Source organism: Terribacillus sp. JSM ZJ617 (genome assembly GCF_044383785.1).
Classification (GTDB): Bacteria; Bacillota; Bacilli; order Bacillales; family Amphibacillaceae; genus Terribacillus.
In genome coordinates this window covers 73,955-93,882 of the sequence record NZ_JBISEQ010000001.1, presented here as the reverse complement: position 1 = coordinate 93,882, position 19,928 = coordinate 73,955, and the positions used below count along the sequence as shown (strand labels likewise).

Annotated in this window: 16 protein-coding genes; 5 read left to right on the top strand and 11 right to left on the bottom strand. The window is 44.5% G+C overall.

Going from position 1 to position 19,928, the window contains the following annotated elements; translation table 11 throughout:
- Positions 1 to 18 precede the first annotated feature (18 nt).
- Entirely contained in the window at positions 19 to 1,446 is a 1,428-nt protein-coding gene (locus tag ACH6C1_RS00445) for a sensor histidine kinase (protein WP_374073633.1), read from the bottom strand.
- On the bottom strand, positions 1,443 to 2,120 hold the full coding sequence (locus tag ACH6C1_RS00440) for a response regulator transcription factor (RefSeq protein WP_217973690.1): 678 nt from the start codon (positions 2,118 to 2,120) through the stop codon (positions 1,443 to 1,445). The genes ACH6C1_RS00445 and ACH6C1_RS00440 overlap by 4 nt, the downstream gene beginning before the upstream one ends.
- Positions 2,121 to 2,323: 203 nt before the next feature.
- Between ACH6C1_RS00440 and ACH6C1_RS00435 the strand changes: the two genes are divergently transcribed.
- Together ACH6C1_RS00435 and ACH6C1_RS00430 are read left to right on the top strand one after the other, a co-directional pair.
- Positions 2,324 to 3,796 carry an ABC transporter permease gene (locus tag ACH6C1_RS00435; RefSeq protein ID WP_374073629.1) on the top strand — a complete coding sequence of 491 codons (1,473 nt, stop codon included), beginning with the start codon at positions 2,324 to 2,326 and terminating at the stop codon, positions 3,794 to 3,796.
- A 15-nt stretch (positions 3,797 to 3,811) separates the two neighbouring features.
- Positions 3,812 to 4,489, top strand: a complete 678-nt coding sequence (locus tag ACH6C1_RS00430) for an ABC transporter ATP-binding protein (protein ID WP_095221996.1) — start codon at positions 3,812 to 3,814, stop codon at positions 4,487 to 4,489.
- Positions 4,490 to 4,534: 45 nt separating this feature from the next.
- Here ACH6C1_RS00430 and ACH6C1_RS00425 read toward each other — a convergent pair whose 3' ends face one another.
- Both ACH6C1_RS00425 and ACH6C1_RS00420 read right to left on the bottom strand, forming a co-directional pair.
- Entirely contained in the window at positions 4,535 to 5,896 is a 1,362-nt protein-coding gene (locus ACH6C1_RS00425) for an amino acid permease (protein WP_374073627.1), read from the bottom strand.
- Between the two features lie 29 nt (positions 5,897 to 5,925).
- Positions 5,926 to 6,543: an acetate uptake transporter gene (locus ACH6C1_RS00420; protein ID WP_374073625.1), complete on the bottom strand. Its 618-nt coding sequence runs from the start codon at positions 6,541 to 6,543 to the stop codon at positions 5,926 to 5,928.
- Positions 6,544 to 6,699: 156 nt separating this feature from the next.
- Here ACH6C1_RS00420 and ACH6C1_RS00415 point away from each other — a divergent pair, with 156 nt between their 5' ends.
- Together ACH6C1_RS00415 and ACH6C1_RS00410 are read left to right on the top strand one after the other, a co-directional pair.
- Positions 6,700 to 8,121, top strand: a complete 1,422-nt coding sequence (locus ACH6C1_RS00415; RefSeq protein ID WP_374073623.1) for an amidase family protein — start codon at positions 6,700 to 6,702, stop codon at positions 8,119 to 8,121.
- Positions 8,122 to 8,438: 317 nt separating this feature from the next.
- Positions 8,439 to 9,905 (top strand): amino acid permease, encoded by a 1,467-nt coding sequence (locus ACH6C1_RS00410; protein WP_366248334.1) that lies wholly within the window; start codon positions 8,439 to 8,441, stop codon positions 9,903 to 9,905.
- 16 nt (positions 9,906 to 9,921) lie between these two features.
- Here the strand turns inward: ACH6C1_RS00410 and ACH6C1_RS00405 are convergent, their stop codons facing one another.
- The 3 genes from ACH6C1_RS00405 to manA all read right to left on the bottom strand — a co-directional run bounded on the left by ACH6C1_RS00405 (position 9,922) and on the right by manA (position 13,558).
- Positions 9,922 to 10,188 carry a DUF4190 domain-containing protein gene (locus tag ACH6C1_RS00405; RefSeq protein WP_374073621.1) on the bottom strand — a complete coding sequence of 89 codons (267 nt, stop codon included), beginning with the start codon at positions 10,186 to 10,188 and terminating at the stop codon, positions 9,922 to 9,924.
- Positions 10,189 to 10,293: 105 nt separating this feature from the next.
- Entirely contained in the window at positions 10,294 to 12,318 is a 2,025-nt protein-coding gene (locus ACH6C1_RS00400) for a penicillin-binding transpeptidase domain-containing protein (RefSeq protein ID WP_374073619.1), read from the bottom strand.
- A gap of 286 nt (positions 12,319 to 12,604) precedes the next feature.
- Complete coding sequence (gene manA / locus ACH6C1_RS00395; RefSeq protein WP_374073617.1) at positions 12,605 to 13,558, bottom strand: mannose-6-phosphate isomerase, class I; 954 nt, start codon at positions 13,556 to 13,558, stop codon at positions 12,605 to 12,607.
- A 208-nt stretch (positions 13,559 to 13,766) separates the two neighbouring features.
- Here manA and ytvA point away from each other — a divergent pair, with 208 nt between their 5' ends.
- Positions 13,767 to 14,564, top strand: a complete 798-nt coding sequence (gene ytvA / locus ACH6C1_RS00390) for a YtvA family blue-light photoreceptor (RefSeq protein WP_374073615.1) — start codon at positions 13,767 to 13,769, stop codon at positions 14,562 to 14,564.
- A 29-nt stretch (positions 14,565 to 14,593) separates the two neighbouring features.
- On the opposite strand, the gene ACH6C1_RS00385 is transcribed toward ytvA, so the two are convergent.
- The 4 genes from ACH6C1_RS00385 to ACH6C1_RS00370 all read right to left on the bottom strand — a co-directional run bounded on the left by ACH6C1_RS00385 (position 14,594) and on the right by ACH6C1_RS00370 (position 19,921).
- Positions 14,594 to 15,151 (bottom strand): TetR/AcrR family transcriptional regulator, encoded by a 558-nt coding sequence (locus ACH6C1_RS00385; protein WP_374073613.1) that lies wholly within the window; start codon positions 15,149 to 15,151, stop codon positions 14,594 to 14,596.
- Between the two features lie 21 nt (positions 15,152 to 15,172).
- Positions 15,173 to 17,491, bottom strand: a complete 2,319-nt coding sequence (locus ACH6C1_RS00380; RefSeq protein WP_374073611.1) for a YhgE/Pip family protein — start codon at positions 17,489 to 17,491, stop codon at positions 15,173 to 15,175.
- Positions 17,492 to 17,858: 367 nt separating this feature from the next.
- Positions 17,859 to 19,067, bottom strand: a complete 1,209-nt coding sequence (locus ACH6C1_RS00375; RefSeq protein ID WP_374073609.1) for a S1C family serine protease — start codon at positions 19,065 to 19,067, stop codon at positions 17,859 to 17,861.
- 56 nt (positions 19,068 to 19,123) lie between these two features.
- Entirely contained in the window at positions 19,124 to 19,921 is a 798-nt protein-coding gene (locus ACH6C1_RS00370; RefSeq protein WP_095222017.1) for an MBL fold metallo-hydrolase, read from the bottom strand.
- Positions 19,922 to 19,928 lie beyond the last annotated feature (7 nt).

Here is a 19,928-nt window from a genome sequence, read left to right as displayed (position 1 = left end):
AAGAAGGAACCCGTTCATCTACGGGTTCCTTCTTTTTTTCGGTATTGACACTCGGAATATAGTGCCCTTGCCTTCTTCACTCTCCACCTCTATCGTCCCGTTATGCGCCTTGACGATAGAATGGCTGATGGAAAGACCAAGACCCGCACCGCCCTGCTGACGCGCGCGTGAACTGTCACTTCGATAGAATCGGTCAAAGACATGCGGAAGATGTGCTTCTGGGATACCGGATCCATTATCTTTTACGGCAATTTCAGCTGCATGATCTGTTTTACCAAGGATTATATCAATCTCTCCATGTTCAGGATCCGTATGTTGGACTGCATTATAAAATAGATTCAACAGCACTTGTTTCAATTTATCTTTATCAGCAGCTACTAATAGATGCTCATTTACTGAAAACTGTACTTTCCTGCTGCCAGCAAGCATATCAAAATGCGGCATCATTTCCTCCAGTACAGTACTCACCTCCAGATCCTGCAGCTGCATATCCTCAGACTGATCCAGCTTGGTGAGTAAAAGCAAATCCTCTACCAGCTTCTTGATCCGCTTCGATTCCTTGAGCATGCTTTCAAGGGCTGGATAGAGCTGGGCTGGGTTATCTGCTGCTCCTCGAAGCAGGACCTCCAAAAACCCGTGAATGGAAGTAAGCGGCGTTCGCAGTTCATGGGATGCATCCGCAATGAACTGCTGCATTTGTTCTTTTGCTTCCCGTTCCGACTGGAACGAGCAGTCGATTCTCTCTACCATTTGATTGAAGGCGACTGTAAGTCGTTTGATTTCGATTTGCTCAGAGTCCTCTTCCATCCGCTCGGACAAATTCTCCGCATTCGTCCTCTCTACCCTCCTGATTATCCGATGCAACGGATCGAGCGCCTTTTTGATCACTCGTGTGTAAAGCAGGATGCCTGCAGCCAATGCCACGATAGCCAGCAGGAAAAATACCTGCAGCTGCCCATTGATGACATCGTTGATTGAAGCGGTCTCCGTCCCTGCTTGTAAATAACCGCTAATATCACCGAACCGTCTGTCAGCGACAATGACCACGAGCTGCTCATTGCCGTCTTCATCTTCCGTCACGATGTATCTGGCGGACTTATCATCCCTGCTGTTCATATACTTGCGAAGCTCTTCCTGCTCCAAGCGCGGACTCGATAAGCCGTTCTCCTCTGATACATCTGTGTAGTTACCATTTGTATCGATCCTGGCTAAAGAACGATCGAATAGAAATGGCTGATGCATATCATCATTTTGTTCAAGCAATGCTGGCGGAAGCGAATGCAGCTGTGACTGCATGGCATCTGCCTCATTCTGATATAGGAAATCTTTCATCAAGAAGTATTGTAAGATACCGATGACTGTCAGGATAATGGCAAGAATAAGACAGGATAACGCAACAATCTGCTTATTCAAGGTTCTTGGCTTCAATCTGGGTATTCGCTTCATCTGACATCCAGGCGATAGCCTGCCCCCCGGATTGTGCGAATCAGCTGCCGATCTTTATCGTGGAGCTTTTCCCGCAGAGAACGGATATACACTTCTACAATATTTTCTTCTCCGCCGAATGCATATCCCCATACTTTATCGAGGATAAGTGCCTTGCTGAGGACAATCCCCTGGTTCATAGCAAGGTATTTTAACAGCTCATACTCTGTCGGAGAAAGCTGCAGCAGCTCTTCCTCCAAGTATATTTCCTTGCGGCGGTCATCTATTCGTACAGGTCCCGCTACAAGGGAATCGCCCAGTTCCGGAAATTGATTGCGGAGCCGTGCCTGCATTCTGGCTAGCAGTTCTTCAAAACTGAACGGTTTGACCAAGTAGTCATCCGCACCGCCATTCAATCCTTTCACACGATCGTCCACTTGATCCCTTGCTGTCAGCATAATGATAGAAAGCTTCCGTCCTTTCTTTTTCAGCATCCGGCACACCTCAAAGCCATCCATCCCCGGCATCATGACATCTAATATGACGATATGCGGCTCGAACTGATCTGCTTTGGCAATAGCTTGCATACCATCAGCTGCACTCTCAACAATATAGCCTTCATTTTGCAATCCAAGCATCAGGAACTGTGTGATTGTCTGTTCATCATCGACGACTAATACTTTTATGTTCTCCATTCTGTCATCCATTCTTCTTTTTTTCTTTATTATGGAACAACTAGCTGAAAAACAGCTGAAGATTCCAGATTTTTTCACTTTCAGCAAATCTTCAGCTAGCTTTCAAGTACACTTCAGCACGTGCCCCCATACTAGCAATTAGCAGGTCGGGCGTGGCTCAGAAGCATTATAGCATGCCCGGAAAAAGTAAAGGAGATGGCAAAATGAATTTCTTGAAACGTGCTTTCTGGAGCATGAAAGCAAAAAAAGGAAAGACCTTATTACAACTGGTGATTTTCACCGTCATATGTGTATTCGTACTATCTGGGCTTACAATTCAATCAGCAGCCAAGGCATCCAGTGAATTGGCAAGACAGGAGCTGGGTGGCTCTGTCACACTGCAAGTCGACCGGGAAGCAGCGATGGAGAAGCAGCAGAGTGAGCAAAGCGAGTCAGACGGCCCGCCGCAGTTCACCAGCACACCAATCAGCCTGGATGATGCAGAGTCAATCGCAGCTTTAGATCATGTGAAGAGCTACAACTATTCTGTTTCAGCTTCTGCTAATGCGGAAAACTTCGATATTATCGAAAGCAGCACATCCACAGACAGCAGTGACACAGAAAGCGAACAGGCCCCTGGCGGTGACCAAGGCCGCGGCGGTATAGTTCAAGCCGATCTTACCGTAAACGGTACGCTGACCAGTGATGAAGCAGATAGCTTCAGTGATGGCGAAGCAGAAATCGTAGACGGACGAGGAATTGAAGAATCAGACGCTGGCAGCAACGTTGCTGTCATCGAGCAGACACTTGCCGAGGAAAATGATCTAGCCGTTGGGGATACAATCAATATCAGCTCTGCTAGTGATGAAGATACAACACAAGAGCTTGAAATTGTCGGTATTTACGAAACAAGTTCAGCAGGAAGCGACCAAGCAATGAACTTCTCCTTCCTGAATCCGTATAACACGATTTATGTTCCATATACAGCAGCAAATACGCTAAAAGGTGAAGACTATACGGATACAGTAGAATCTGTAACGTATCAAATGGACGATGCTGAAAACATCGATGCATTCATTGCCGCAGCAGAGAAAACGGATGTCGACTTCGACGTGTATCAACTCGATGCAAACGATGACCTGTACCAGCAAATGGTAGGACCAATCGAAAATGTTGCTAGTTTTGCGAAAAACATCGTCTATCTTGTAACGATTGCAGGTGCGATTATCCTTGCATTGATCGTTATGCTATCCATCCGGGAGCGTAAATATGAAATGGGTGTGCTTATGGCGATCGGTGAGAAGAAATGGAAGCTGGCAGGACAGTTCATTACAGAAATCGTTGTGATTGCCATTGTTGCAGTCGGATTGTCTTCCATATTCGGAAATCCGATTGCGAACGTACTAGGTAACCAGCTGTTAGATCAGCAAACAACGGCATCTGCCGAGACTGCATCTACGTCCATGCAGCAAGGACCTGGCGGCGGTATGATGGGCGGTGGTGGCCCAGGACAAGCTGTCTCTGATGCATTTAGTCAGCCTAGTGAAGCAATCAGCAGCCTGAATATTAATGTGACATGGGAAAATATCTTGATTCTTGGCGGTATCGGATTGGCTGTAGCCATCATTGCAGCACTTATCCCATCCATTTCGATCCTTCGACTTCAGCCGAAAAACATTTTGACGAAACAAGAATAGAAAGCAGGGGTAAACATGACAGCACCATTATTGGCATTCAAAAACGTTGGTTACTGGTACACGGATAAACAAAATCCGTTGTTCCAATCTGTGAATATCGACTTTTATAAAAACACCTTCTATACGATCACTGGTACATCTGGATCCGGCAAGACCACCTTCCTGTCTTTGGCAGGAGGGCTGGACAAAGCCAAAGAAGGAGACATCGAATATGACGGGAAATCAATCCGCAAAATGGGGCTCGGCAAATTCCGCCACGATTATGTCTCGATCATTTTCCAGTCTTATAATCTGATTCCTTACATGACAGCTTATCAAAATATTGCTTCGGCTATGGCTATCACCGGAAAAAAAGTGGAGAACCAAGAAGACTATATCTTAAAAATGCTGACAAAGGTCGGCATCTCCGAGGAGCAAGCGAAGCAGCGTGTTCTGACGCTAAGCGGCGGGCAGCAGCAGCGTGTGGCCATCACACGGGCTTTCTGCTGTGACACCGATTTGATAGTAGCAGATGAGCCTACTGGGAACCTGGACGATAAGACTTCCAAGGAAATTGTAAAGCTCTTTACCGACCTCGCTCACCAGGAGAACAAATGCGTCATCATGGTTACACATGATCCGCAAATCGCAGCCCAATCTGATGTGACGATTCAGCTATCCAATGGCAGTTTCCGTATGCTGCAGCATGTATAAAAACAACACAAAAAAACGCGTATCCATTAGAGGATACGCATTTTTTTATTTTCGTTTCAGCTTGTAGCCAACCGAGAGAATGATCACCCAAATCGGCAGTATAAACAGCGCCAGACGGTAATCCGGTATAAAGCCCATTATCACAATTACTGCTACTAAGAATACCAGAACCATATAGTTGGCAATCGGATATAATGGCATTTTGAAAGATAGCTTACTTACTGCAGTCTTTCCTATCCGCTTCCGAAAAGCTAAATGGATGATGACAATCATGATCCAGTTGATAATTACAGCGATTGTCGCAATCGCCATCAGATAACTGAACACTTTTTCAGGGAACAGGTAGTTTACGATGACTGCTATCGCTGCAACCCCTGATGATACAAAGATCGCCGCTACCGGGGCTCCTGTCCGTTTACCGACTTTACCCAAGAACTTTGGTGCATTCCCTTGCTTTGCCAAGGAGTGCAGCATACGTCCGTTGCTGTAAAGACTGCTGTTATGTGCAGATACCGCAGCAGTAAGAACGACCAAATTCAGAATACCTGCAGCAGCCGGAATTCCGACGCCATCAAATATCTGTACGAACGGACTGCTTTGACCATCGATTTGATTCCAAGGAAAGACAGACATGATAACAAGCAATGCACCTACATAGAAAATCAATATCCGATAAACAACTTGATTAATTGCTTTCGGTATCGTCTTCTTTGGAGTATCCACTTCACCTGCTGTAATTCCCACCAATTCAACCCCGCCGAAACTGAACATGACAAGGACAAGGGATAAGATTACACCAGTCCATCCATTCGGCATGAAGCCGCCCTCATCAAACAAGTTAGAGAAGCCAGTCGGTACGCCGCCGTTCCCAATACCAGTGAAGATGATAAGCAAGCCAAGAACTATCATCCCGATAATTGCGATAACTTTGATGATGGCAAAGTAAAATTCGAACTCACCATACAATTTGACACTCAAAAGGTTGATAAATGTAATCAAGACCAGAAAACCGAATGCCGTGACCCAAGTAGGGATACTCGGGAACCAATACTGTACATAGATACCGACGACTGTCAGCTCCGCCATGCTCACTGCCACATAATTGAACCAATAATTCCAGCCGGAAACAAATCCGAAGAAATCGCCTAAATTCTGATAAGCGTAGTAACTGATGGAACCAGAGTTTGGAGAATCTACAGAAAGCTCACCTAGTGCCCGCATGATGAAGAAAATCATGATACCGCCGACTAAGTACGCAAGTGCAATTGCAGGCCCAGCCAGTCCGATCGATGAAGCAGAACCATAAAACAAACCTGTTCCGATTGCTCCGCCAAGCGCGATCATCTGCACATGACGATTTTTCAAACCTTTGTGTAAATCATTTGATGCTCGATCACTTCTTGCCATGTCTATGCCCCTTGCTAACTATTTTTCCATTAGTCTGCTTTTGTGAAAACACCGAATGCTTTGCCGATCGGAAGGACTGTATGTCCATAATGACCGTTCAGCACTGCAGCAGCAGAACCATAGAAAGATAATAGTGAAATAATCAATTCCGCAACGCCCGCAAGCGTATGTGTTATTCCATATGCTATATCAAAAGAACTTAAAGATAAACCGATAAATAGAAAATCAATTGCTACAAATATAAAAAATAGTACTTTATGTGTCCCCATAGCACCAACTGTCATAAAGAGACTGAATATAAGATATCCAATAAAAGCTACACCTAATTGGCGGCTGTCTGCGGCGGTTTGCAGGTTTTCCCCAAAAGCACCAAGCTGAATGAGCCAGCTCATGCCAACACCGAACCAAAACAAACCGAAAGCACCAAATGCTGTTGCCCCAAAGATATTATTATGTTTAAAGTCCTGAGCGGAAGCAATCAGCTGTGCAATGCCTCCTAAGAAGAATGCCCATGGCAGAACCATAGAAAGTCCTTCCGTCAAACCAAGTTTTTGCGAAGATGCTACTAATGTGACCATTGCTAGTCCGAATAATCCTAATGCGCTAGGATCGGCAGTCAGCACCTTGACTGTCTTTGTTGTTTCCAAATCTTTTTCCCCTTTCTGGATGCTTCTGTATAAATGATAAAATCGGGGTCCCCTAGAAGTTTATTGCAAGAAAATTTAGTATAATTAATAAGTCCGACTTATCTAAATACAGAAGATTTTCTAATCATACACATTTTACAGGGGAGAATCCAGTCTATGAATATTTTTACAATTAAAGAAATGACAATTACATCCTTACAAACTGATTTAGCAGCTGGAAACATTACATCAGTTCAGTTAGTCCAGACTTATCTGGAGCGTATTGCAACGGCAGATTCCTGCGAAGAAGGCACAAATAGTGTATTGGAAATCAATCCGGATGCCTTATTCATTGCCGAACAGATGGATATGGAAAGAAAAGAAGCAAAACTGCGCGGACCGCTTCATGGTATTCCTGTACTTATTAAAGACAATATAGATACAGCGGACGGTATGCACACAAGTGCCGGCACGTTAGTTCTTGCTGATAACTTTGCTAAGCAGGATGCTTTTATCGTCAGAAAGCTGCGGGAAGCAGGCGCTATTATTATAGGGAAGGTCAACATGACAGAATGGGCTAATTTTATGTCAGAGCCGATGCCGAATGGTTTCAGCGGACGCGGAGGCCAAGTGCGAAACCCTTATGGCAGCTTTGATGTCGGTGGTTCCAGTTCCGGGACTGGTGCAGCTATTGCGAACAATCTAGCTGTGGTTGGCATAGGAACAGAAACGAGCGGCTCTATTCTCAGCCCTTCAAGCAGTAATTCATTAGCCGGGATCAAACCTACGGTCGGGCTAGTATCACGCAATGGAATCATTCCGATTGCTCACAGTCAAGATACTGCTGGACCAATGACAAGGACAGTTCAGGATGCAGCCCTCCTGCTGCAAGTGATTGCCGGCAGGGATGAAGCAGATCCGGCCACTCTCTTTGCTCCATCTCTTCCGGATTACACTGCGTATATTCGAACGGAAGGATTGAACGGAAAACGCCTTGGTATAGACGGACAAACGCTGGATAATCTTGCCCCCGAGAAACGCGAGCTAATGGAGAAAGCTTTTACTGCATTGCGTGAGCAAGGGGCAGAACTTATCAACGTAAAAGTCCCGGAGATAACGAGGGAATCCAGTGTTCTGTATCATGAATTCAAGCATGGTGTGAATCGATACTTACGAACAGTCTCATCCCATTTGCCCGCTCATACATTAAAAGAAGTGATTGAATGGAACCGCATCAACACCGAGACTGCACTCCAGCACGGTCAAGATATTCTTGAAGCTTCTGAGAAAACAGATGGCACATTAAAACAAGCAGACTATCTGCAAGATCGGTTAGCTGACATACGGCAATCCCGCACAGAAGGTCTCGATCGCGTTATGGCTGATGGGAAGCTCGATGCGATCATCTTCCCTAGCTATTATGGATGCGATATTGCTGCCAAAGCAGGATATCCTTCTATTACTGTACCTGCTGGATACACAGAGGCTGGTGAACCATTCGGAATTACGTTTACTGCCGGTGCTTTTGAGGAATCTACCTTAATAGAAATCGGCTATAGCTACGAGTGCGCTACACAGCACCGGAAAGCACCAAAATAATCCATTCTAGAATACAGTTGAAATCTGTCCCCTTGTATAGTAAAGTTAGGAAGGTTTCAATTGCATAAGAACTCATTGATTTGCATAGGCACTCATTAATCAATGAAAATAGTACGTAGCTTTTACAAAAATGCTGCATCTGGACCGAATAGGGACAGAATAACCACGTGAGCTAATATACACGTGCTGCGCTATCTTATTATTTTAGAATGATGCTGTTTTGTATAATAAGCCGTTCAGATAGAGCAAGTCTATCTGATACGGCTTTTTTTAGTAAGTACACAGTAACATGCCATACTATAGACGAGGTGAAAGAAGTGAGCAACAAACATAACAACACAGCACCTGGACTGCAAAGAAAACTCAAAGCCCGTCATTTAGGGATGATCTCCCTTGGAGGTACAATTGGTACCGGCCTGTTCCTTGCCAGTGGCGGTGCGATCAGTGAAGCTGGTCCTGGCGGCGCACTGCTGGCATATGCCCTCATCGGCTGTATGGTCTTTTTCCTGATGACCAGCCTAGCAGAGATGGCAGCCTTCATGCCCGTATCAGGCAGCTTCAGCACATATGCAACTAAATTTGTCGATGAATCACTTGGCTTTGCATTAGGATGGAACTATTGGTTCAGCTGGGCATCGACTATCGCAGCTGAGTTAGTTGCTGTAACCCTGATCATGGACTTCTGGTTCCCGGATACACCATCATGGATTTGGAGTGCGATCAGTCTGATCATCATGTTCTTACTGAATTATATTTCTGTTAAAGGCTTCGGGGAATCTGAATATTGGTTCGCCTTAATCAAAGTAATCACTGTAATTATCTTCATCATCGTCGGACTGCTGATGATTATCGGTATATTAGGCGGGGAGTCTCCAGGCTTTTCGAATTTTACGACAGGTGACGCTCCATTCAATGGTGGCTTTCTTGCTTTAATCGGTGTGTTCATGGCTGCCGGCTTTTCCTTCCAAGGAACGGAATTGCTTGGGGCTGCCGCCGGAGAAGCTGACAACCCGAGAGAATCCATTCCAAAAGCGATTCGGTCAGTTTTCTGGCGTATCCTGTTATTCTATATTCTCGCCATCTTCGTCATCGGAATGCTCATTCCGTATACAACGGAAAGCTTGGCAAGTGAGGATGTACAGCTTAGTCCGTTCACACTCGTCTTCGAAAAAGCCGGTATCGCGTTTGCTGCATCCGTTATGAATGCTGTCATCCTGACAGCTGTCTTATCTGCCGGAAACTCCGGTATGTATGCGAGCACTCGTATGCTATGGAACCTTGCCAAAGAAGGCAAAGCTCCTCGTTTCCTTGGAAAATTGAACAAAAATGGCGTTCCTGTCAACGCCTTGATCGGTACAGCAGTCGTAGGATGTGCGGCATTCCTTACTTCCTTCTTCGGTAACGGAATCGTTTATACATGGCTATTGAATGTTGCCGGTATGACTGGTTTCATTATCTGGATAGGAATCGCAATCAGTCATTATCGCTTCCGTAAAGCGTATGTAGCACAAGGCAATGATATCAAGGACCTGCCGTACACAGCGAAGTTCTACCCATTCGCTCCAATATTCGCGCTTGCACTAAGTATCATTGTTGTAGTCGGTCAAAGCGTATCATCCTTTACAGAAGACGGTTTCGATCTTGGAGGATTCATCGCTTCCTATATTGGTATCCCGATCTTCCTGCTTTGCTGGCTTATCTATAAAGTGAAATACAAAACGAAAATGCATAAACTGGAAGATGTTGATTTGACAACTCCTGAACATGAAACAGCCCCGGACTGAGTCCGAGGCTGTTTTTTTAATAATACCCTGGCATTGTCAAAATCATAGTGATTATGATAATGAAGTAAATCATGATGAATGCTTGATAGCACAATCCAATGATACCGCATACTCTTCCTGCCAAATACAATGCCTTTGCAGTTTCTGTATCTTCTGTCACCTTGATACTTTTATTCGCAAATATAAGTGCAATGATACCTGTGATTATTCCGATCACTGGGAGTGTCATCGATAGAATACCAAGTGCCAGCGTGCCTGATGGTGAATAGCGTTTTTCCCCCATATATCCCCCTCCTTCCTTTAATTCCCATTTATATTCCCTGTCAACATGTTATTATAGCTTATATTCTTGATATAGAAAAAGCGTGCGGAACCCGCACGCTTCTCTTTATTTGAAGACATTCTTCACTTTCTCAACAGTATAATGGCTGCCGCCTTTATCCTGGACACCCTCTACCATCATGCTGATCAGCATGTCCTGCTTATCGTAATCATAAGCAACGAACCAGCCATTTTCCGTACCGTTCTTGTCATCTTGGCTTTGCTTCAATTCAGCAGTACCAGTTTTACCAGCGAGCGTCAGACCATCCACAACAGGCTGATGTGCTGAGCCGCGTTCATCTTCCACAACACCGCGAAGACCTTCTGTGATAGCATCTGCTCCTTCTTTCGGCAAAACACCTTCATGCCATACGACAGCTTCCTCCGCTTCCGACTTCAGCAACGTCGGCTTGATCAAGTTGCCATCATTGATAAAAGGCGTATAAGATGCTGCTAAATGAAGCGGAGACATAAGCACTTGCCCTTGGCCATAGCCCGAATCTGCAAGAAGGGTCTCATTATCAAGACCTTCATTGGAAATAGACGATGCTGCCGTTGGGAATGCATAATCCAATTCTTCATCGAAGCCGAAGGATTTCAAACCTTTTTCGAAGTTTTTCGCTCCGGTATCCACCGCTGTCATCGCAAAGTAGATATTATCCGATGTAATCAGCGCATTCTCTAGATTCACATCCGAAAGGGCTTCTGAAACACGCGTCACACTGTAATTTCCGAACTTGCCATCATTATCCCATTTCAGCCCTTCAATATGCTTCTTCTCATCTGGTGTAATGACTCCATTTTCCAATCCAATAGCTGCTGTAAGCGGCTTGATAGTGGATCCTGGTGCATAAGCTTTATTGAATTTAGCTGAAAACGGACTATTCTCATCATTGGACAGCTTCTCGTATTCCTCATCATCCCATCCAAAAATGAAATTATTCGGATCATAAGATGGTGCACTCACCAATGCCAGGGTAGCTCCTGTTTTCGGATCCAAGGCAACAGAAGCACCGCTGTCATCCTTTAGCTGTTCATATATCTTCTCTTGCGTATTAATATCAATGGTCAGCTCGACATCTTCACCATTTTTCACAGCTGTCTCAGCAATCACTTCTTGCTCATCGCTGTCTTCTGAAACTGTGTAGATTTTCCATCCTAATGTCCCGCGAAGCTGATCCTCATAGACTGATTCCAACCCTGTTGAGCCAACAGAGGAGTTAGCATCGTAGTTAGAGGCATTGTCGTCCTTCTCAAGGAACTCAGCATCTACTTTCTTCACATACCCAGTCAAATGTGCTGCCGCTTCTCCGTACGGATAATACCTTGAAGTTGTATCTGTACTCTGCACACCTGGAAGTGACGTTACTTCCGCAGCTAGATCACGCTGATCTGGGCGCAATGTTTTAATTGGTACATCTACTTCATCCGTCACCCAGCTCTGGTCAAGTAAGCTGTCAATCTCTTCCCGGTCCATCTCAAGAAGTTCAGCCACTTGATCCAGCGTCTCATCCCGTGTCATCCCTTCCCCTTCAAGCTGACCTGGGATGATGCCGATAGAAGGAACAGTTGCATTGAATGCAAGCTCCTCTCCATTCGTATCCAGAATGCGGCCGCGTTCTGGTTCAACAGAAGTGATGCGCACGCTCTCGTTATCATTAAGCTGTGCAAATATATAAGAAGGGTCCCAATTCACTTTCCATGTTGCACCGTCTTCTCCATCAACTTTGACAAGCTCTGCGTCTTTATCGAATTTCACTTCACCAGCAACTGTCTGCATGGATACAGACAAAGGCAGCTGCTGTGTGTCAGCGTCGGATTTCTCTTCATCCTCTGAAACATCTCCTGCAGTGACTTTCAAATCGGCTACACCAGATTGATCATAGATATCTGTATAGCGTTTGACGAAATCTTCCTTGGAAATCTCTTTCTGCGATTCTTCTGTCAGCTGCTCGTACATCTTATCGAAATCCTGAGCGTTCCAATTGTCGACAAACTGATCAAGACCATCCTTTGCTGTCTGATCATCCGAACAAGCAGAAAGCAGGAATATCATACTAAGCCCAAATAACAATGCTGCTAATCGTTTCATAGCTCACCTTTCCTGTCTCTTTAAACTGTTCCCCAATTATAGCATAGGGAAGGAAATACTTTGCAGAAAAAACCCAACTATTTCCCAGGAAATAGACGAAAGCTGTCGAATAATGAGGCTGGGATATAACCAAAATACTAGTACTTAAAAATAACCATCCTTCTGAGTACCACTTCGGCAAAAGAAATTTCGCCTTACAAAAACCCGAACTTATGTAAATCTTTGCTGGAAGATTCACGTCCTTGTTCGGGTTCCCGTTTATCTGATACATCTTTTCCCCAGTCTCTTACACATGAGAAACTATCGCTTCGAGTTGCCCTTTCAACGTATAATTGCCGATGTGAACAGGCAGTACGAAATGATCGCCTTTTTTCAATTGATAAGATTGACCATCCAATATGATCTCTCCGTTCCCTTCGATAATGCTGACTTGCAGAAACGAATCTGGAGCTTTCAGTTCAATCTGACCTGCTAGCTGCCAATGATAGACTGTAAAGTACTCACTTTGCACGAGCTGCTGCTCTGTTAGTGCACCATTCGTCACAGCTGATTTTCTTGTTTCATTTGTTACATGTGGAACAGTCGACACAGCTTTGGCAGAATCCAAATGCAGCTCTCGTTCATTCCCTTGGTCATCTTTCCGGTCATAGTCATACACACGATAAGTGATGTCAGAGCTTTGCTGCGTTTCTAGAATGACAATACCCGCTCCGATAGCGTGGATCGCCCCACTTGGGACATACACGAAATCGCCCTTTTTAACAGGGATCCTTTGCAACAGCTGATTCCATTCACCTTGATCAATCATCTGTTCCAGCTGTTCCTTCGTTTGTGCATGATGACCGAAAACAATCTCGGCTCCAGGCTCGGCATCGATTACATACCAGCATTCGGTCTTTCCATAAGGTTCGTTCTCCACTTCCTGGGCATAGTCATCAGCGGGATGCACCTGTACAGACAAGTCCGTCTTCGCATCGAGGATTTTTACAAGCAATGGATAATCTTCATTGTCATGCTCTCCAAATAAATCACGATGATTCTGCCATGCATCCAATAACGTCTGACCTGCTAATTCACCATTCCGTATCTTGCTTGGTCCGTTCGGATGTGCAGAAATAACCCAAGCTTCACCAGTTTGTTCGGAAGGCAGCTGATAACCGAATACATCTGCAAGCTTCGTCCCTCCCCAGATCCGCTCTTGCAAAGCGGGTTCCAGAAAAATAGGCTCCTGTTTATACATAAAGAATCTCCTCACTTTTTGACACTAGCTTCTCTCCGTTATTTTACCAATAGTTCCCTTCTGCGACTATATATTTGTTGTATGAACCTGCGAGTTTCTATATGATGAACGTAACTAGCTAGGAGTCTGCAGCGCTTGAACGACGTTTAGAAATCACCAGATGAGGAAGTTATAAGAATACATTCTTATTCAGGAAGGATAGACAATCATGGAAAAAGAGATCCACTATTCGACCAAAATAAACGATGCCTTCTTTCGCCAAGTCATCGATTATGTAGGAGCCGGCGTTGTTATCACTGATCCTTCACTGCCAGATAATCCGATCATCTATACGAATAAAGCATTTGAGCAGGTCACAGGCTACACGACAAAAGAAATAATCGGCCAAAATTGCCGATTCCTCCAAGGAGAAAAGACTTCTCGAGAAGAAGTAGCAAAAGTACGAAAAGCGATAGAAGAGGAACAATCTGTCATTGTAGAATTGCTGAATTATCGAAAAGACGGAAAATCTTTCTGGAATGAACTTTCCATGTATCCAATTTTTGTTCCTAGCGAAGATAAGTTATATTTTGTTGGTGTTCAACAGGATATCTCAGATCGTAAGAACAAAGAAAGGCAAGCAGACGACTATAAACAGGAGGCCTCTCTGCTGTCTACTCCATTCGTTCCAATCTCAGAAAAGGTATGTATACTTCCTCTGGTAGGCAATATTAATTCGGAGCGCTGGGAAGAAATCTACCAGCGTATCTCCGTCCATGTCCATGATCATGATGAAGAAACATTTATTATGGATCTGCAAGGTGTGTTGGAATTGAATGAAGACGTGCATAGAGGAATTGTGCGACTCCATCAATTGCTGCAAGTGATGGGAGCTCGGCTGATCGTTACAGGGCTTGAACCGAGAACTGCTAAAGCCAGCGTCAAGCTGGCAGACTTCCGTAAAAAAGAAATTTCATTTTACGCAAATGTTCAGCAAGCCTTAGAAGCTACCCGTGCCAACCATTAAAAAACCGCTGCATAATAGCAGCGGTTTTTTCAATGAATTTGAGCTCTAATGACTTCTGAGATTGTTTCCTTTGGCAGCGGGTCATGCTGCCGCTCCCAATCGGAAATGAGCGCAATATACGTTTTATAAACTAGAAATGCAAGCAGCTCAGGATCATGTTTGGTAACAATACCTTTCGCCTTTTCTTTCAGGATAACTGACTTGATATAATCTAGGATCTGTCTCTCTACTTGGGTAAGAATCTCTAATACTTCTGCTGTACCCAATTCCTTCGCTTCCTGTCCCATCTTGATCAGCAGCTGGTGATTTTCCCGGAACCCGAGAATTGCATCCAGCATTGCTTGGATATTTTCATGAAAAGCTGCTTCTTCCTGTATCGCTGTATCAGCTGCTTGTCGCAACTGCTTCATTGTCCGTTCCAGGATAGTGGAGAACAATGACTCTTTGCTATCAAAGAACGTATAGATTGTGCCCTTTGCTACTTTGGCTATTTTCGCAACAGAAGCCATCGTCGTTGCTTTGAAACCAAATTGACTAAAAGACAATGCTGCTGCTTCGATGACTCGTTCTTTTTTATCTGTAATCATTGTTCTCTACCCCTTTTTCATTTACATAGAAACTGCAGACTCTTCATCATTAATCTTTTTGAATTTACGATTCTGCAATATATATACGAGAATTGTCAAAGCTAAGAATATCACAGAAAAGATGCTCAGGTAACCTGCTTGTCGCCATAGATAGCCCCAGTCATCCCCAATAGAAATAATCTCCCGGAATCCATTGATTGCATATGTCATCGGCACGAACTTATGAACAACTTGGAAGAATTCCGGAAGCAATGCTACCGGATAAGTTCCTGCGCCTGCACCTATTTGAATCAGCAATACAATGATACCTAAGAAGCGACCCACATTATCTAATGCAACTGTGAGCAGCTGAATAAGCAGGAAGCTTGTGATGCTGAATAGGATGGCGAATAGAAGCAGCCGCCATTCACTATGCACCTGCAGGTGAACCACATGGACAAGCATAATCACTGCGAATATAGATTGAAGCACACTGACAAACAGTACAATACTGAATTTGCTCAGGAACCAAGCAAAACCAGATGTCGGTTTACTTGCCGGATCACGGAGCGGGAAGATATTCGTGAATACAAGTGCTCCAACAAATAATCCTAAGGAAAGGATGTATGGCGCGAGCCCTTCTCCATAGGTATGCACATTACTCAATTTTTCATCCTTCACTTCCGTCGGACTAGCAAACATCGTATCCGTTTTATCAGTTGTACTGATATTTGCGTCTTCTGCACCTTTAGCCAGCTCACCATACAGTTCATTACTTCCATTTGTCACGCTTTGTGTACCATCGGATAGAGTTTGAGAACCTTCTGTCAGCTGCTGCGCTCCATCAGACAACTGCGGACCATTCGCGTTCAATTGATCCAGTCCTGCGGTTAGCTGCGTGCTGCCTGATTGCAGCTGATTCAATCCATCGTTAACAGATTGAGAACCTGAAACCAGTGCAGGAGATCCATCAGCCAACTGACTGACTCCATCCGTATATGCATTGATTCCATCATTCAAATCTGTTTGGCCAGATTGAATAGCCGTTGCACCAGCTAATAGTTTACCAGTTGCATCATTGATACCGTTCAATGCTGTTTGTGTCTGCTGTGCACCTTCAGCCAGTTCGTTGATTCTATCTAGCTGCGTAGTCACTTCTGCCAGCTGCTGCTTGATCGCTTCAGGATCGATATCCGGCAGCTGAATATCAGGTGAAGATCCGCCAATCTGTTGAATCTGGTTTTGGAGTTCTTCTTTCTGCTCATCCGACAGACTGCTGCTGCTTGCTATTGTATCCTCAATCTTCTGCAGCTGGTCAGCTTGCTGACTTTCCACTTGCTGCTGAGATTCTTGCAGCTGCTCTGCCAATACCATCAAATCAGACAATCTCGACTGAGCATTTTCCAAGTCACCTTTGACTGCTTGTGCTTGCTCATTCGCTGAGGCAATTCCGTTATTCAGTTCCGGGAACTTACCAGCCAACTGATCTGTTGCTTGCTGCAGTTTTTCAAGACCGCTTGTTAAATCATCTGTAGCAGAGACCAATTTATCCGAACCACTGGACAGTTCTCCGCTCTTGCCATTCAAAGTCTGCAAGCCCTCATTGACTTGGGTGATTCCTTCATCAAGGTCAGGATACTGTGATGCTAGACTTTGAATACCTTGATCCAATTTCTGCATTCCTTGGTCTGCTTCACCGACCTTTTCTGTATACGTCGCTGTGCTTGCCGACAGGCTAGCCAAGTTTTTGCTTAAATTTTTCGCACCTTCATTCACTTCATTCGAACCGTCTGCAAGTTCCTTGGAACCATCGCTAGCCTTCTTAAGTCCATCTGCTACATCAGAAAGACTGGCAAAGACGGAATGAGCGTACTCCTCTGTTACTTGTTCAGCCACTTCTTTCTCCAGCTGCTGCATGGCAGTGTCTGTTATTTTGGAGGCTGGATAGTTCTTTCCTGGGTTGGAATAGTAATCAATATTCATCTGTTTCGGTTCTTCATCCAGCAACGTAGCCGCATTGGCGGAAAAATTCTCTGGAATTTTCACAACCATATAGTAGTCCTCTGCCTTCAGCCCATCCATCGCTTTTGCTTCATCAACGAACTGCCAGTCGAACTTATCATTGTCTTTCAGATTATCCACAAAATCATCTCCAACATGGAGATCTTTGCCTTCAAATGTGGAGCCCTTATCTTTATTCACGACAGCAACTGCTAAGTTATCAGTTTTGTTATATGGATCCCAGTTAGCTGCCAGAAAAATTGTACTGTAAAGCAGCGGAACAACTAAAATACCGCAAATGGCTAGGAGCATTTTCCGGTCTTTCCATATGCGAAGCCATTCTTTTTTCAACATGTTCATAACTTTTCCTCCCAAATTGTACTTCACGAGTTGTCCACATAGACCAAATGACCAAATTGGAATTATGGTCAATTTACTAGCTAATAATAGCAGAAAAAGCCTATAGCCACAATGGTTAAGCTCAATAAAAATTATGTAGTCGCTTACACTGGTTTATCCACTTTAGTTGTGCATAACTTGTGCATAACCCTTTTATACACAGCATTCCACAGTCTATGAACAACTTATCAACAAACTTATCCACATATACACATGATGAATTCTTTATTTAGTAATAAGAATATTTGTTCGCTACAAAATAGAGTATGTTATCCTCATGTGCATCCACAGGATGTGCATAACTAAAAAGGCAGCCATATTGGCTGCCTCATTGCTGTTCACTTAATGTGACGGTCGTTTCGTTTTTCTCGCCATCTCGATAATACGTTACTTTCATTTGATCTCCGATTTTTTTATCCTCATAAAGATGCTTGCGTAAAGATGTCATATCATCAATTGGCTGACCATCAAGCTCTGTGATGACATCCAGCTCCTGTAATCCTGCTTTTCCCGCAGGAGATAGGGCTTCAAGACTCCAAATGTAGACACCATTTTCCATGTCATCCGGCAACCCGAGATGTTCTGTCCGTTCCGATGCCGGTATTTCATTCAATGAATATGCTTCTACTCCTAAGTAGGGGCGCTCCACTTGCCCATTCTGTTCAAGCTGTTCCATGATAGGTACTGCACTATCGACTGGAATAGCAAATCCGATTCCCTCCACAGAGGATTCAGCGATTTTCATCGAATTGATACCAATCAGTTGCCCCGCCATATTGATAAGGGCGCCACCGCTGTTACCAGGGTTGATTGCTGCATCTGTCTGCATAACATCTGCCTGCCAATCTGCTCTGCCATCCCCATTAAAATCCTGGGGAACGGTGCGATTGACTCCGCTGATGATACCTTGTGTAACTGATCCCGAGAAGCCTAGCGGATCTCCGATTGCAATTACAGGCTCACCTGTTTTGACAGTAGAAGAAGTACCAATCTCAATCACCTGCTCCACTCGGGAAGCATCCATTTCCAAGACTGCCAAATCCGTGAAAACGTCACTGCCTAGCAGCTTTGCGGAAACTTCCACCCCGTTATGGAGAATAACATCTACATCCGTCGCACCTTCGACAACATGATGATTGGTCACCACATAGGCTTTATCGCCTTCTTTTTTATAAATGACGCCAGAGCCGCTTCCTGCAGTGCTCTCCTCCTGTGAAAAAAGCGCATCACCCTGCTGCAGATTCACGACACCGACGACTGCTGGTGCTGTTTTATCGACAATATCTGTAATACCTGATTGCACATCCACGCTGACATTTTGTAAATTGGGATTCTGATTCGAATCTGATGCGAGCTGCGTAGCCTCTCCTTGCTGTGACTGTGATTGATCGTTCGGCGTCAGACTGTCTCGATCAAGGCCATAAGCAACAAGCAATACGATACCAGCTCCGATGATACCGCCCAATATAGCCGGCAGCAGCCAGCTTGTGCGCTTCGGTTTTTCCGGTTCCTTCTGGTGATCATCAAAGTAGTCCATATTAGCCTCCGTTCCAATTCTTTTCGATATAGCTATCTTTCCACGATTTCGGAAATTTAAACTATCTGGAAAATCGGTGTCGGTGTTTTTGGATCAGTATCATGCAACTCAATGTGTTTATTCAAATCAAAGCCTCGCTCCTGCAGGATATTTCCAACTGCAAGCCGTGCAAGGTCCTTCATATTGTTATCGCGGCTCAGATGTGCAAGATAAATGCGTTTCGTATTGTTATCAATCAAGTCTGTAAGAGCAAGCGCACTGTCTTCATTGGATACGTGACCAAGGTCACCAAGTATCCTTCGTTTTACATTCCACGGATAGGCGCCCATTTGCAGCATACTTACATCATGGTTTGCTTCAAAAATATAAGCATCTGCTTTCTCGACGATTTTCTTCACTCGATCGGATACATAACCAGTATCTGTCACTAACGCTACCTTTTTACCTTCGTGATGGAAAGCATAAAACATCGGCTCTGCCGCATCATGGGATACACCGAAGGACTGCACATCCAGATCTCCAAATGTTTTCGTCTCTTCCATGTCAAAAATGAATTTATGATCCAAAGGTATTTTCCCGATGCTGTTCTCCATCGCTTTCCATGTCTTTTCGTTTGCATAGATCGGCAGATCGAATTTCCTTGCCGCCACACCTAATCCCTTTATATGGTCACTATGCTCATGTGTGACTAGGATTTTCGTCAGTGTCGCCGGATCGATTCCTGCCTCCTCCAATAAACGCTGCAGCTCCTTGCCTGTCAGACCAGCATCGACCAGGATGCGCTCTTTTTCCGTTCCGATAAAGAACGCATTCCCAGAACTGCCTGAAGCAAGTACGCTAAAGCTTAACGTCATGCTGTTT